We start from the raw sequence: 13,593 nt of genomic DNA on the forward strand, positions 1-13,593 counted from the left end.
CGAAACGATGAACCCCAGGGACGAATGGAACCACAAGCTCACCCTGGCCCAGGAGATGCTGCCGCTGATCAGCCGTCTGCACCGCGAACACAACGCCGTCACGTCGGTCTACGGCCGCCTGCTTGTGGGTGTCACCGACATCGACATCATCAAGGCGCACCGCTACGCCCGCCGCATCGATGAAAAGGAGCTCGCGCTCGACGAGACGCTGCCGATCCTGCGCGAGCTCGTGGAAATGGATCTGGGCACCGCGTCCATCGACCTCGGCCGCCTGGCCAAGGAGTTCAAGCATTCCGAGGAGCAGGATCTGCGCGCGTTCTTGGACCGCGAGCTTTCCGACGTCATCGGCACCTCCTCGGAGCTTGAAGCCCGCGACGTCGTGCTCTACGGCTTCGGACGCATCGGCCGCCTGCTGGCCCGGATCCTCATCGCGCGCGAAGCGATGTACGGCGGCGTGCGCCTGCGTGCGGTGGTGGTGCGCAAGAAGGGAGACATCGACATCGTCAAACGCGCGTCGCTGCTGCGCCGCGACTCGGTGCACGGCTCGTTCAACGGCACCATCACCGTCGACGAGGACAACGAGATCATTTGGGCCAACGGCACCCCGATCCAGATGATCTACGCCAACGACCCGTCCGAGATCGACTACACCGCTTACGGCATCAACAACGCCATCGTGGTGGACAACACTGGCGCCTGGCGCAACCGCGAAGGCCTGTCCAAGCACCTCGAGTCCAAGGGCGTGGACCGGGTCTTGCTCACCGCGCCGGGCAAGGGCGACATCCCCAACATCGTCTACGGCATCAACGAGCACATGATCGGTGAGGAGCGCGTCCTGTCCGCCGCGTCCTGCACCACCAACGGCATCACCCCGGTGCTGAAGGTGATCAACGACCGCTACGGCGTCACGCACGGCCACGTGGAGACTGTCCACTCGTACACCAACGACCAGAACCTGGCCGACAACTTCCACAAGGGCGACCGCCGCGGCCGCGCCGCCGGCCTGAACATGGTGCTCACCGAAACCGGCGCTGCAAAGGCCGTGTCCAAGGCCCTTCCGGAGTTCGAGGGCAAGCTCACCGGCAACGCCATCCGCGTGCCCACGCCGGACGTGTCTATGGCGGTGCTCAACCTCGAGCTGGAGCAGGAAGTGGACAAGGACGAGGTGAACAGTTTCCTGCGCCGTGTGTCCACGCACTCCAACCTGCGCCAGCAGATCGACTACGTCAACTCCCCGGAGGTCGTCTCCACCGACCTGCTGGGCACCACTCACGCCTCTGTGGTGGACGGGCTGGCCACCATCGCGTCCGGCAACCACCTCGTGCTCTACGTCTGGTACGACAACGAGTACGGCTACTCCCACCAGGTGGTTCGCGTGGTCGAGGACATCGCCGGTGTGCGCCCGCGCGTGTTCCCGGAGCGCAAGGACCCCGCAGAGATCCGCTAGGCGCCCGCGATGACCTCCTCGTAGTAGCCCACGACGGCCTCCGAGGAGGCGCGCCACGTCCAGCGCTCAGCTTCCGCGCGGGCGTGTCGCGCCATGCGGGCGTGGGTGTCGGCGTCGGTAAGCAGACGTGCGATGGGCTCGGCCCACGCGTTGTCGGGCGCTGCCGGGTCGACTAAGAACCCGGTCTCGCCGTCGTCGACCACGAACGGCAGGCCACCCGCGTTCGCGGCCACCACCGGCAGCCCGGACGCGAAGGCTTCCAGCGCCGCGAAGCCGAGGGTTTCCGTGGTGGAGGGAAACAGCAGCGCGTCGCCGGACGCGTACGCCGCGTGCAGGTCTGGCCCGGAGAGGTAGCCGGTGAAGGTGCACCATTCGGGTGGGTTGGTGCGGAGCTCGTCGTAAAGCGGACCTTCGCCCACAATGGCCAGGCGCGCGCGGGGAACGCGCCGGCGCACCGCGTCGACGATGGGGACGCAGCGCTCCACCGACTTTTCGGCGGAAACGCGGCCGACGAAGAGGACGAGGGGGTCGTCCGGGTGCCCGCCGGTGAGCAGACTGCGCATCTCGCTCGTGCGCGCGGCGGGGGTGAAACTGTCCGTGTCTACAGCCTTCGGCCACAGGCGCACGCCCCCGATGCCGTATTCGGCGGCCTTATCCATCATCGGGCCGGAGGTGACCAAGTTCAGGCCCGCCCGGCCGTGGAAGGTGCGAAGGCCCCACTCGGCGATGGGCTTGACCCACGGAATGCCCAGCTTCAGGCAGTACTCGGGGACGTCAGTGTGGAACGACGCGATGACGGGGTAGCGCCGCGCCGCAATCAGCGCGGACCAGCCGGCCGTCCAAATCGGGTTGACCGCATGCACGATGTCGGGGTCGAACTCGCTGAGGCGACGAAACGCACGCGGCCCCATCATGCCGTGCATGACCTCGGGGTAGACCTTCAGGCTGCGCGACGGAATGGGCACGACCTCGAAGCCCGCGTAGCGCTCCGGCGGGTTGCCGGGGGCGAAAACGAGGACCTCGTGGCCCAGCTCCGCCAGCTGGTCGAGGTGCCGGGTCGTGCGGGTGACCACCCCGTCGATTTTGGGCAGGAAGACCTCGGTGAGCAGCGCGATACGCATCTACTTCTGGCCCTGCGGAACGCCCTCGGATTGCTGCGCCGTCCACAGCGAGCGCGCCGGGATCTTCGAGCGGTCCGCCCGGTCGGCGTACTTCTTCGCCACCTCCTCGACCTCTACGAGCAGGCCCTCCTCCAGCTTGGTCGGCTCGAGGCCCAGATCAAGGAACGCATCGTTGACCACGTGCAGCTCGTTTTCCGCGGACTCGTTGCGCGGGTTCGGCACCATCTGCACCTGCGCGCCGGTGATGCGGCCGATGAGCTCGGCGAGGTCGCGCACGCGGTGCGTCTCGGTCATCTGGTTGAAAATCTTCACCCGCTCGCCGCGCGCCGGCGGGTTTTCCACGGCCAGCTGGATGCAACGCGCCATGTCGCGGATGTGAATGAACGCGCGCGTCTGGCCGCCGGTGCCGTGCACGGTGAGGGGGTAGCCGATCGCGGCCTGCATGAGGAAGCGGTTGAGCACGGTGCCGTAGTCGCCGTCGTAGTCGAAGCGGTTGACTAGGCGCTCGTCGCGCAGCGTCTGCGGGGTGTTGGTGCCCCAGATGATGCCCTGGTGCAGGTCCGTGATGCGCAGCTCGTCGTTCTTGGCGTAGTAGGCGAACAGGTGCTGGTCCAGCACCTTCGTCATGTGGTAGATCGAGCCGGGGTTGGTGGGGTAGAGGATCTGCTGCTCAACCGTGCCGTACTCGCCCGCGTCAACCTGCACGTCTAGGTAGCCTTCCGGGATCTTCATGCCGGCGGTGCCGTAGCCGTACACGCCCATCGTGCCCAGGTGCACGACGTGGATGTCCTGGCCGGATTCCACGATCGCGGCCAGCAGGTTGTGCGTGGCGTTGACGTTGTTGTCCACGGTGTAGCGCTTGTGCGCGGGGCTCTTCATCGAGTACGGCGCAGCGCGCTGCTCAGCGAAGTGGATCACCGTGTCCGGCTGGAACCGTTGGAGGAGGGCCAGCAGCGCGTCGTAATCCTGGGCCACGTCGATGTTTTCGAAGCCGATCTCTTTGCCGGAGACCTCGCGCCAGGCGGCGAGGCGCTCGTCGATGGGCGCGATCGGCGTCAACGAATCCGCGCCGAGCTCCTCGTCGATCCGACGGCGCGACAGGTTGTCCACGATGACGACCTCGTGTCCGAGATCAGAAAGGTGGAGGGAGGCAGGCCAGCCACAGAAACCGTCGCCGCCCAAAACCGCAATTTTCACTGATACTCGCCTTTCTTCAAACGCATTTCCGCGTAGGTTACCGCTGTCTGTGATGCGTCGCTGGGCAGAGCCCGAGACAGCCACCCCCAGGCTGCATACGATCGAGGTGGCAGATTGCCTCTCGACGACCAAAGGAGCCCCCATGAAGGCCATCCGCTACACCGATTACCAAACGTTTCCCGTTCTCGTTGACGTAGACAAACCGGTCGCAGGGCCCGGCGAGGTGGTGTTGAAGGTCGGGGCATCGGGGGCGTGCCATTCCGATGTTGCCGTCTTCAACGACTTCGTCGAGGGCACGAACCCGCTGTGCGCGCCGGCGTTCACGCTCGGCCACGAGGTAGCCGGCTGGGCCGACGAGATCGGCGAAGGGGTCAACGGCATCGAGCGGGGCGCAGCCTACGTCGTCTACGGCCCGGTCGGCTGCGGGCACTGCAGGTTCTGCTTGGTCGGCCAGGACACCTACTGCGAGCACGCCGACGAGGTCGGCTACCTAGGCATCGGGCTAGGCCGCGACGGTGGCATGGCGGAGTACGTTGTCGTGCCGGCCCGCAACCTCGTGCCGCTCGGGGAGGCGGATCCGGTGCAGGCCTCCGCCCTCGCCGACGCCGGGTTGACCCCGTACCACGCGATCAAGCTTGCGCTGCCGAAGCTGAATAAGGCGGGCTCCGCGGCGCTCGTGATCGGCCTGGGCGGGCTTGGGCTGCTTGCGGTGCAGATCCTCAAGGCCATGACGAGCGCGACGGTCATCGCGACCGACACCAAGGAATCGGCCCTGCGCCAGGTGGAAAAGTACGGCGCGACCACGGTGCCCTCCGGCGACGGCCAGGTCGATGCAATCCGGGATCTTACCGGCGGTCGGGGAGTGAACGCGGTGTTCGACATGGTCGGCGTCGGCCCCACGGTGCAGACGGCGATGGCATCCGTGGCCACCCAGGGGCGGGTGTCGGTCGTGGGCCTAGGCAGCGCAGGAAGCGACTACGGCTGGCAGTGGTACAAGGAGCCGTACGAGGCCGAGCTGGTCAAGACCTACTGGGGCACGCTCCCGGAGCTGCGGGAGTTGGTGGCGTTGCTGCAGCAAGGACACCTGGAGCCGCAGTACACCACCTACCCGCTTGCGCAGGGGCTGGAGGCGTACCAGCAGCTGCTCGACGGGCAGGTGTCCGGCCGCGCGATCATCGTGCCCTGATCACGGGTGCCTTACGACGCCCGCTCCGCCCACCACCGCTGCAGGTACTTCAACGCCTGATCGATGGCGTGGTGGGTGTCCACCGCCTCCATGGAGGGCAGCCCCTCCGAGCGGAACTGCGGCCCCAAGTTCGTGAACGGGCTGATCGTGCGTTCTGCGTGCATGGCGGCGTGGATGGATGCCAAGATGTCGTTCATCCTGCGGGCCACCAAGTGCTTTTGGGCGCGGTTGAACGTGGGCGGGGCGAACGGGTTGTCGTCGATAAGCATGTGCCCCGACAAGCGCCCGACGCGCGGGTCGAATGCGAACACCGCGACCGGGAACGTGAAGTCGGAGGCGAGGTTCGGCCGGAACTCGATGCAGAACGTGGTGTAGAGCGCGCTGTCTTGCGAGTCCTGCACCATGGCCAGCGTCGCGGTGGACATGTCTTCCGCCTGGAACGCGGCGCCGCGCTTGAGGGCGAACGCCGGGTCCAGCGGCTCAACCACCTGCACGGTGCCGTCGTCCTTAGCAACGAGCACGCGCCCCAGCTCGGAGGCCACATAGCTGGCGTCCTCGGCCGAGTACCAGCCCGGCGCCTGCGGGCTGCCGGGTTGCAGCATGGCAATTTCAACCTCGTGCGTGCGCAGATCGTGGACGATCACGCAGACGCGCACGCCGTTGTCGATGACGTACTCGCTGTCGAGTTCGTAGGCGACGTCGTCCTCGTCGTAGTCGAAATCCTCGATAAGGTCTGCAGCCTCCTGGTCGTACGTGTCCAGGTAGTACAGCTCATAGGTGGCAAAGGTCATTGCTCGTCCCCCCAGGGTGTCGTCCGGGAGCCCCCTGCTCCCGCGTATCTGCGACAGTAAAGGGCCCACCCGCCGCGCTCAAGCGTTAGCGCGCACACGTCAATGCGCATCCGTGGCGGAACCGGGAAAGGGGATAGGCTTGCCGCCATGGATGAACAGGCAAAGCTCGAGCGCGTCTTCAACTACCGATTCGGCGACGTTTACAGCAACTACCTGGCAAAAGTGGAGCGCAAAGGGCACTCCCGCGAGGAGCTCGACGACGTTTTGGGCTGGTTCACCGGCCTCGACGCGCCGGCGCTGCGGCAGGCCGCGGACTCGGAGCTGACGCTGCGCGATTTTTTCGGCACCGTCACGCTCACCACCAACGCCGAGCTGATTACCGGCAAGGTGTGCGGGGTGCGCGTCGAGGAGGTTGACGACGAGCTCATGCGCTCCATCCGCCAGATGGATCTGCTTGTCGACGAGCTGGCCCGCGGCAAGAAGATCGCCAACATCAAACGCGGCTAGCGCATGTCGCGCAGCACCTCAAATGCCCGGCGAACCAGGGCCCGCCCCGCATCGGGGTCGCGGGGCTCGGGCAGCGCGAGGTACGCCTTGACCGCGGTAGCCCCCGCGATGCCGTACGCGTTGAGCAGCACCTCGGCGTCAAACGGCGTGGCCCCGGGCGTGCGGCCGCGAACGCTCGCCACGAGCGGCTCCGCGATTTCCCGCACGGTCTCCTCCGCAGGCGGCGAGGCGGCTTCTGTGCGGGCTCGGTCCCCTAGGGGCACGAGTGTGGAGGCGGAGTAAAGCTCGAAGCCGTCCTCGTTGAGCGCGTCGATGATGATCGCCTCGATCGCCTCCGCCGCGGAAAGCTCCGCCGACAGCGAGGCAAGCTGCTCGGCGATGGTGGAGAACACCTTGCGCAGGAATTCCTCCAGCGCCTCGTCGATGTCCGCGAAGTAATTGTGGAAGGTCCTGGTAGACACGCCTGCGCGCTCCGAGACTCGTGCGACGGTGGTGGCGGCCGTGCCCTCTTCAAGCAGCAAGGCCGCGGTTGCCTCCGAGATCGCGCACCGGGTCGCCGCCTTTTTCTCTTCGCGCAGACTCATGGCTACACCGTAACTGGCTCGGTCGTCTGCGAATGCCCGCGGTGGAGCTTCTCCCCCTCGATGTCCAGGTTCGGCAGCGCCTTATCCAGCCACCCCGGAATCTTCCAGGCGCGGTCGCCCAGCAGGTACATGGTGGCGGGGATGAGCGTCATGCGCACCACGAATGCGTCGATGAGCACGCCGGCCGCAAGTGCGAAGCCCATGGCCTTGATGAACGGCTCGTCCATGAGGACGAACGCGGCGAACACCGAGATCATGATCAGCGCGGCCGCGGTGACCACGCGGGCACCGTGCTTGTAACCGTTGGCCACCGCGTTGCCGGCGGTCTTGCCGCGGGAGACGTAGCCTTCGCGCATACGCGTGACCAGGAACACCTGGTAATCCATGGCGAGGCCGAAGGTCAGGCCGATGAGCATGATGGGCAGGAAGGACAACAGCGGCTGCGGGTCTTCGATGAGCCCGAACATGCCCTCCTGGAAGATCGCCACGGTCACGCCAAACGTTGCCGCCATGGACAGGCCGAAGCCCAGCGCGGCGAGGAGCGGCACCCAGATGGAGCGGAACACCAGCATGAGCACGATGAACGCGAGTCCCAGGACGATCGCGATGTACGGAACGAGCACGTCGGAAAGCATCTGCGAGATGTCGTCAAAGATCGGCGTGATGCCGGTGATGCCGAACGTGGCGCCGGTTTCGTCCTCGAACGGCTGCTTGAACTCGCGCAGGCGCTCCATCGTGTCGGTGGTGGCCTGGTCGGTGGCGCCGGAATCCGGCGTGATCAGGATTTGGGCGGCGTCGAAGTTGTCCGTGGTGCGCACGATTTGTGCGTTTACCACGCCTTCGGTGCCGGCGAAATCCTGCAGCAGGGTTTGGTAGGAGCCCATGCGGTCCTGCTCGGCCACGTCAGCCGCGTCCACGTACGCGATCATCGGTGCGTTGCGGCCGGGGCCGAAGGCGTCGTTCATGATCTCGTACGCCTCTCGCTGCGGGGAGCCAAGCTTCGCGGTGCCGTCGGTCGGCATCGCCAAGCGCAGGTTCGCGGCGGGGATGGCGAGGATGCCAAGCAGCACGACACCGGCGATGAGGTTCAGCCACGGACGCGCGCGGATCTGGCGTGCCCACAGCAGGCCCATGGTCGGTTTCTCGTCCTCCGGGTCGGGGACCCTCGGGCCGGGAATGCGGATAGCGAATGCCCGGGTGCCCAGCAAACCGAGCAGCGAGGGGAGGAAGGTGAGCGCAACAAGCACAGCGATCGCGACCGTCGCAGCCGCAGCGAGCGCCATGGTGGTTAGGAACGGAATGCGGATGATCGACAAGGCGGCCAGCGCAATGAGCACCGTCGTGCCCGCGAAGACTACAGAGCCGCCCGCTGTGCCGAGCGCCATACCCATGGCGTGGGCACGCTGCTCCTTGTCCATCTTCTTCAATGCCTGCGCCAGTTCCTTCGGCGACAGGTTGTTCAGGCCGGAGGAGGAGATCAGCTCGTTGCGGAAGCGGGCCACGATGAACAGGGAGTAGTCGATGCCCACGGCGAGGCCGATCATGGACGCCAGCGTCGGCGTCATGTCGGAGATCGAGTCGGTGAACAGCGTGCCCATCTGCACGCCGAGGATGCCCACGCCCACGCCGATGACGGCGGCGATCAGCGGCAGGCCAGCGGCGACCAGGGAGCCGAAGGTGACCAGCAGCACGATCGCGGCGACGGCCATTCCGATAAGTTCCGAGGTGCCGTTCATTTCGCCGGCACCGCTGAACGCGTTGCCGCTGTATTTCACGGTGAGATCGGTGGCGTCGTAACGCTCGAGGATGCTTTCGACTTCGCCGAGGGTCTCCTCGGGGATGTCCATGATGTTGTCCTCGGTGAACGTGACGGACACGGTTCCGGTGCGCCCGTCGGGGCTCAGCGGCGACAGCGCAGCGAGGTCAGCGTCGATCTGCTCCTGCGGCATGCCCTGCGCGGCCTTGGCTTCGCCCATCTGCTGCGCCATGCCAGCGGCGGCGAGTACGGGGTTGACAATCGCCTCGGGCTCGCGGAAGTCGCCGGTGGCTTTGAGTTCGTCGAGCATGGCATCGACCTCGGCCATCACCTGCGGGTCTTGGAGCGTTGTCCCTTCCGGCGCCTGGATCACGACGGTGCCGCTGGGCACGCTCATCGCGTCCTCGTCGCTGCCGAAGCGCTCGTTCATCTCGTCCTGCGTCACGGTGGAGTCCATGTCCGGCATGGAGAACGTCGGGCTGGGGGATTTTGCAAAGTTCACGGCGCCGAAACCGAGGGCGCCCAAAAGGATCAGCCAGACGGCCAAAAACGGCCACACTTTTTTGTATGACCAGCTGCCTAGCCGGTAGAGAAATTCAGACATGTTGCACACGATATGTAAAGTTGCATAACGCGTGCAACATTTCACTGATAGAAAAAGGGAGGCGCGGCGCCTCCCTGAAAGCGTCTGCGACGCGGCGGTGCCGAATTAGAGGAGCAACGAGACGCCGCGGACGATCGAATCCCACAACCCCACCACCGAGTAGCTGAGGTCGCGCAGTGAGTCCTGCCAGGACTGGGGGAGGAAGTTGTTGACAAAGTCGGTCGTCAACACGATGCGCAGATCCTCTGCGCCGTGGTGCATGTTGTAGGTCAGCTGAGAGCTCAGATCCATGCCCACGATGGTACGCCGACCCGGTGCGCGGTCGGATGAAAACCGTACGCTTATTCCGTTTTGCAGGGGTTATAGGCCGGGTTATGGTCGGTAGTAGGACAACCGAATCAGAGGAGGAGCATCGTGACTACGGCAGCCCCACCCCCGGCAGCCACTCACCAGAAACCAGCGGAGACCGAGCACACCACGGGCAAGGTCGTCGCATTCATCGCGGCCTTCGCCGCGTTGGCCGCGGTCGTGCTCATCCCGATCGGCGGGCTGGCCATGCCGGCGAAAATTGCGTTGGGCATGCTGGCGTTCGCTGTGATCATGTGGGTGACCGAGGCCGTCACCTACCCCGTCAGCGCGGTGATGATCGTAGGGCTCATCGCGATCATGCTCACTTTCGCACCGGACCCCGAGACCGGGGAGGCCGTCGGGGCGTCGCAAGGCCTGAGCACCGCAATGAGCGGCTTCTCCTCGTCCGCCGTTGCCCTCGTCGCGGCGGCGTTGGCGCTGGCCACAGCCATGCAGGCGACGGGGTTGCACCGCAGGCTCGCGCTCTACGTGCTGAAGCTGGCGGGGGAGAAGGTCTCCAACATCGTCATTGGCGCGATTGTCATCTCGATCATTCTGGCCTTTTTCGTCCCGTCCGCTACCGCGCGCGCCGGCGCGGTGGTGCCGATCCTCATGGGCATGGTGGCCGCGTTCGGCCTGGAAAAAGAATCGAAACTCGCCGCGCTCCTGGTCATCACCGCGACGCAGGCCGTGTCCATCTGGAACGTGGGTATTAAGACGGCTGCGGCGCAAAACCTCGTGGCCGTCGGTTTCATCGAAGACCAGCTGGGCCAGACCGTGTCGTGGGGCCAATGGTTCCTGTGGGCGGCCCCGTGGTCGGTGCTCATGTCCGTCGCGCTGTACTTCATCATGCGCTGGGCCATCAAACCTGAGACTGACGCGATTGCGGGCGGGCGTGAGCTCGTCGAGAAGCAGCTCGCGGACATGGGGCCGATGACGGGCGCAGAAAAGCGCCTCACCGCGATCGCAGTCGCGCTGCTGCTGTTTTGGGCCACCGAGGGCCTGCTGCACCCGATCAGCTCCGCGACCATCACCATCGTCGCCGTCGGCATCATGCTCACGCCCGGCATCGGCGTGATGGATTGGAAGTACGCGCAGGAGCACATCAACTGGGGCACCCTTGTGGTGTTCGCGGCCGGCATTTCGCTGGGCAAGTTCCTGCTGGACACCGGCGCGGCGTCCTGGCTGTCGGAATCCACCTTCGGCGCCATCGGTCTCGCCTCCATGCCGATCCTCGCGGCGATCGCGCTGGTGAGCCTGTTCAATATCCTGATCCACCTGGGATTCGCATCGGCGACCTCGCTGGCGTCCGCGCTCATCCCGGTGTTCATCGCGCTGGCGGCAACGTTGGAGGTGCCGAACGGCGGTATCGGGTTTGTGATCATCCAGCAGTTCGTCATCTGCTTCGGCTTCTTGCTGCCGGTCTCCGCCCCGCAGAACATGCTCGCCTACGGCACGGGCGCGTTCACGTCCAAGCAGTTCCTGCGCACCGGAATCCCGCTGACGGTCGTGGGCTACCTGCTCATCCTCGTCCTTTCGGCTACGTATTGGAGCTGGATCGGGCTGGTTTAAACCAGAATGAGGCCCAGGTGCAGCGCGTGCAGCTCGTGCTCCCCTGGGCCTTTCGGCAGCGCGGCGATCTCGTCCGCCGTGGCCGGGGTGACGGGAATGATCCACCCGAGCTTCGGGTCCAGCACCGGCACAGACTCTCGGTCCACCGGCACAAACGTCACGTCGCGCGCCCCCGGGTGCCGCAGCTGCACAGCGTCGCCGGTGGCGAGGAGATCGAGCGCGTCCGCCGACGTGGTCACAATCACCATCTTCTCCTCCGTGTCCGGGGAGAGTTTCGCGGTGTGCACCTGCAGCCTCTCGACGTCCAACGGTGTGAACTGATCCGGCACATCCACGAGGGGAGTGTGCCCGAGGCCGAGCAGCTGACGCGCGCGACTGAGAAGTCCCATGGTGGCCGAGTGTATAAGCTGCCGGATATGGCAGAAAACGGCACGACGTACCGCGCAGAGCTGATCATGCCGTACGGCACCGGAGACGTGGTGGTCACCCCGCACGACTACGAATCCCCGCTTCGGCGCGGCAACCGGCTGACCAAGGCGGGTTGGCGGTCGGTGCTGCGGCGCATCGTCACCGACTTCTCCAACGACGGCGTGGTCGACCGCGCCGCGGCCATGACCTACTACTCGCTGCTTTCCGTCGCGCCGATGCTCCTCGCCGCGTATTCCGTTTTCAGCCTGCTCATGCCGCGCAAGGAGGACGCGCCCGACTCGCTGCTGGCGGACCTCATCCAGACCTACGTGCCGCCGGAGCTGCAGGATGACGCGCTGAGGTTGCTGCTCACGATTGTCGGAACGCCGTCGCAAAGCACGATCGCGCTGGTGGTTTCGGGGGTGTTCTCGCTCTGGTCGGCCTCGGGGTACGTGCGCTCGTTCTCGCGCACTGCGAACCTGATGTACGGGCGCACCGAAGGGCGTCCGATCGCCGTGACGTGGATAACGATGTGGCTGGTCACCCTCGTGCTGGTGGTCGGCGCGGTGGTGATTATCCTGGGGGCGTTGCTTACCGACGGCATCGTGACCGCCGTGCTCGGCCCGGTCGCCCGCCCGCTGCAGCTGGAGAGCGAGCTGGAATACCTCACGTCGATCTTCCTGCCCGTGTGGGACTACCTCCGCGGACCGGTCATCGCGGTGGTGGCGGTGGCACTGGTCAGCGTGTTGTACCACTTCACCCCGAATGTGCGCCCCGGGCGCTTCCGGGTGCTCACCCTCGGCTCCACGCTGGCGCTCGCGACGGCCAGCGCGCTCTGGGTCGGCTTCGGCTGGTACCTGCGCTACGTCGGCGTGCGCAGCACCTACGGGGCGTTCGGAACCGTCTTGGCGGTGCTGGTGCTGGTGTGGGCCATGAACGTCGTGCTGCTCATGGGGGTGAAGATCGATGCCGAGGTGCTGCGGGCGAAGGAGCTGCAGGCTGGGTTCGACTCGCGCCGGTGCATCCAGGCGCCGCCGCGGTCCAACAGCGGCGCGGCCTGGCGGCTGCAGATGCAGCGGTGGACCGACCGCGCGGGTGAGGAAATCCTGGACGGCTGATTAACTCAGGGCCGGTAGGGTGGCGCCATGGCACTTATTGATCCCCGCACAAAGCACCCCTCCGATTTCCCCTCCGAGCCGCGCCAGGACAATCCCGGCCTTGAAACCAAGATGGCAACCGCGCCCGATCTGGGCCAAGACACCTACGTAGGCTCCGGCAAGCTCGAGGGCCGTCGCGCCCTGATCACCGGCGGTGACTCCGGCATCGGTGCCGCCACCGCCATCGCGTTCGCCCGCGAGGGCGCGGACGTGGCCATCGCCTACCTGCCGGAAGAGCAGGAAGATGCAGACCGCATTGTGAAGCTCATCGAGGACGCCGGCCGCAAGGCCGTAGCCATCCCCGGCGACCTGAAGGAGCTGGACAACTGCGTGGCCGCGGTAGAGAAAACCGTCGAGGGCCTCGGCGGCATCGACCTCCTGGTCAACAACGCTTCGCGCCAGGTGTGGAACGACGGGTTGCTCAACGTCTCCGACGAGGACTTCGACGCAACTATGAGGACCAACCTGTACTCCGCGTTCCGCGTGACCAAAGAGGCGGTCAAGCACATGGAGCCGGGTTCCTCCATCATTTTCACTACCTCCGTCCAGGCGTACAGCCCGTCGAAGGAGCTGCTGGATTACGCGATGACAAAGGCCGCCTTCAACAACCTTGCCAAGGGCCTCTCCGGCGAGCTGCTGGCGTCCAAGGGCATCCGCGTCAACGCCGTCGCTCCGGGTCCGATCTGGACCGTGATCCAGCCGGCGGAGGGCCAGCCGGAAGAAGTCGTGGACAACTTCGCGCAGGACTCCGACATCGGCCGTCCAGGCCAGCCTGCGGAGCTCGCCGGCGCGTACGTCTTCCTCGCCTCGGAGGCCGCCTCCTACATCTCCGGCGAGACGCTCGCAGTTACCGGTGGCGCGCTGACGCCATAGCGGTTGAGCACTGTTCAAAAACGGCTATGAACAGTGACGGGC

General features: G+C 65.9%; 13 protein-coding genes. 6 read left to right on the forward strand and 7 right to left on the reverse strand.

What is annotated here, in order from left to right; translation table 11 throughout:
• Positions 1-7 precede the first annotated feature (7 nt).
• A complete protein-coding gene (locus tag HF989_RS00525; protein WP_168683673.1) occupies positions 8-1,447 on the forward strand; it encodes a glyceraldehyde-3-phosphate dehydrogenase in 1,440 nt (479 codons plus the stop codon).
• On the opposite strand, the gene HF989_RS00530 is transcribed toward HF989_RS00525, so the two are convergent.
• Both HF989_RS00530 and HF989_RS00535 read right to left on the reverse strand, forming a co-directional pair.
• Complete coding sequence (locus HF989_RS00530) at positions 1,444-2,568, reverse strand: glycosyltransferase family 4 protein (protein ID WP_168683425.1); 1,125 nt, start codon at positions 2,566-2,568, stop codon at positions 1,444-1,446. The genes HF989_RS00525 and HF989_RS00530 overlap by 4 nt on opposite strands.
• Positions 2,569-3,765, reverse strand: a complete 1,197-nt coding sequence (locus HF989_RS00535; RefSeq protein ID WP_168683426.1) for an NAD-dependent epimerase/dehydratase family protein — start codon at positions 3,763-3,765, stop codon at positions 2,569-2,571.
• 142 nt (positions 3,766-3,907) lie between these two features.
• Between HF989_RS00535 and HF989_RS00540 the strand changes: the two genes are divergently transcribed.
• Complete coding sequence (locus HF989_RS00540; RefSeq protein WP_168683427.1) at positions 3,908-4,951, forward strand: zinc-binding dehydrogenase; 1,044 nt, start codon at positions 3,908-3,910, stop codon at positions 4,949-4,951.
• Positions 4,952-4,962: 11 nt separating this feature from the next.
• Here HF989_RS00540 and HF989_RS00545 read toward each other — a convergent pair whose 3' ends face one another.
• Positions 4,963-5,742: a hypothetical protein gene (locus HF989_RS00545; RefSeq protein ID WP_168683428.1), complete on the reverse strand. Its 780-nt coding sequence runs from the start codon at positions 5,740-5,742 to the stop codon at positions 4,963-4,965.
• A 147-nt stretch (positions 5,743-5,889) separates the two neighbouring features.
• Here HF989_RS00545 and HF989_RS00550 point away from each other — a divergent pair, with 147 nt between their 5' ends.
• Positions 5,890-6,249: a DUF2200 family protein gene (locus HF989_RS00550; RefSeq protein ID WP_168683429.1), complete on the forward strand. Its 360-nt coding sequence runs from the start codon at positions 5,890-5,892 to the stop codon at positions 6,247-6,249.
• Here the strand turns inward: HF989_RS00550 and HF989_RS00555 are convergent.
• The 3 genes from HF989_RS00555 to HF989_RS00565 form a co-directional block, all read right to left on the reverse strand.
• Positions 6,246-6,833 (reverse strand): TetR family transcriptional regulator, encoded by a 588-nt coding sequence (locus tag HF989_RS00555; RefSeq protein WP_168683430.1) that lies wholly within the window; start codon positions 6,831-6,833, stop codon positions 6,246-6,248. The two genes, HF989_RS00550 and HF989_RS00555, sit on opposite strands and share 4 nt — an antisense overlap.
• A gap of 2 nt (positions 6,834-6,835) precedes the next feature.
• Positions 6,836-9,193: an MMPL family transporter gene (locus HF989_RS00560; RefSeq protein WP_168683431.1), complete on the reverse strand. Its 2,358-nt coding sequence runs from the start codon at positions 9,191-9,193 to the stop codon at positions 6,836-6,838.
• A 105-nt stretch (positions 9,194-9,298) separates the two neighbouring features.
• The gene (locus tag HF989_RS00565; protein ID WP_168683432.1) at positions 9,299-9,484 is read right to left on the reverse strand and encodes a hypothetical protein; all 186 of its coding nucleotides are present in this window, start codon (positions 9,482-9,484) and stop codon (positions 9,299-9,301) included.
• A gap of 123 nt (positions 9,485-9,607) precedes the next feature.
• Here HF989_RS00565 and HF989_RS00570 point away from each other — a divergent pair, with 123 nt between their 5' ends.
• Positions 9,608-11,113, forward strand: a complete 1,506-nt coding sequence (locus HF989_RS00570; protein ID WP_168683433.1) for a DASS family sodium-coupled anion symporter — start codon at positions 9,608-9,610, stop codon at positions 11,111-11,113.
• Here HF989_RS00570 and HF989_RS00575 read toward each other — a convergent pair.
• On the reverse strand, positions 11,110-11,502 hold the full coding sequence (locus HF989_RS00575; RefSeq protein WP_168683434.1) for a hypothetical protein: 393 nt from the start codon (positions 11,500-11,502) through the stop codon (positions 11,110-11,112). The genes HF989_RS00570 and HF989_RS00575 overlap by 4 nt on opposite strands.
• A gap of 27 nt (positions 11,503-11,529) precedes the next feature.
• Here HF989_RS00575 and HF989_RS00580 point away from each other — a divergent pair, with 27 nt between their 5' ends.
• Both HF989_RS00580 and HF989_RS00585 read left to right on the forward strand, forming a co-directional pair.
• Positions 11,530-12,639, forward strand: a complete 1,110-nt coding sequence (locus HF989_RS00580) for a YihY/virulence factor BrkB family protein (protein ID WP_168683435.1) — start codon at positions 11,530-11,532, stop codon at positions 12,637-12,639.
• 27 nt (positions 12,640-12,666) lie between these two features.
• Positions 12,667-13,551: an SDR family oxidoreductase gene (locus tag HF989_RS00585; RefSeq protein ID WP_168683436.1), complete on the forward strand. Its 885-nt coding sequence runs from the start codon at positions 12,667-12,669 to the stop codon at positions 13,549-13,551.
• Positions 13,552-13,593 lie beyond the last annotated feature (42 nt).

Origin of the sequence: Corynebacterium mucifaciens (assembly GCF_012396315.1) — a bacterium.
Classification (GTDB): domain Bacteria; phylum Actinomycetota; class Actinomycetes; order Mycobacteriales; family Mycobacteriaceae; genus Corynebacterium; species Corynebacterium mucifaciens.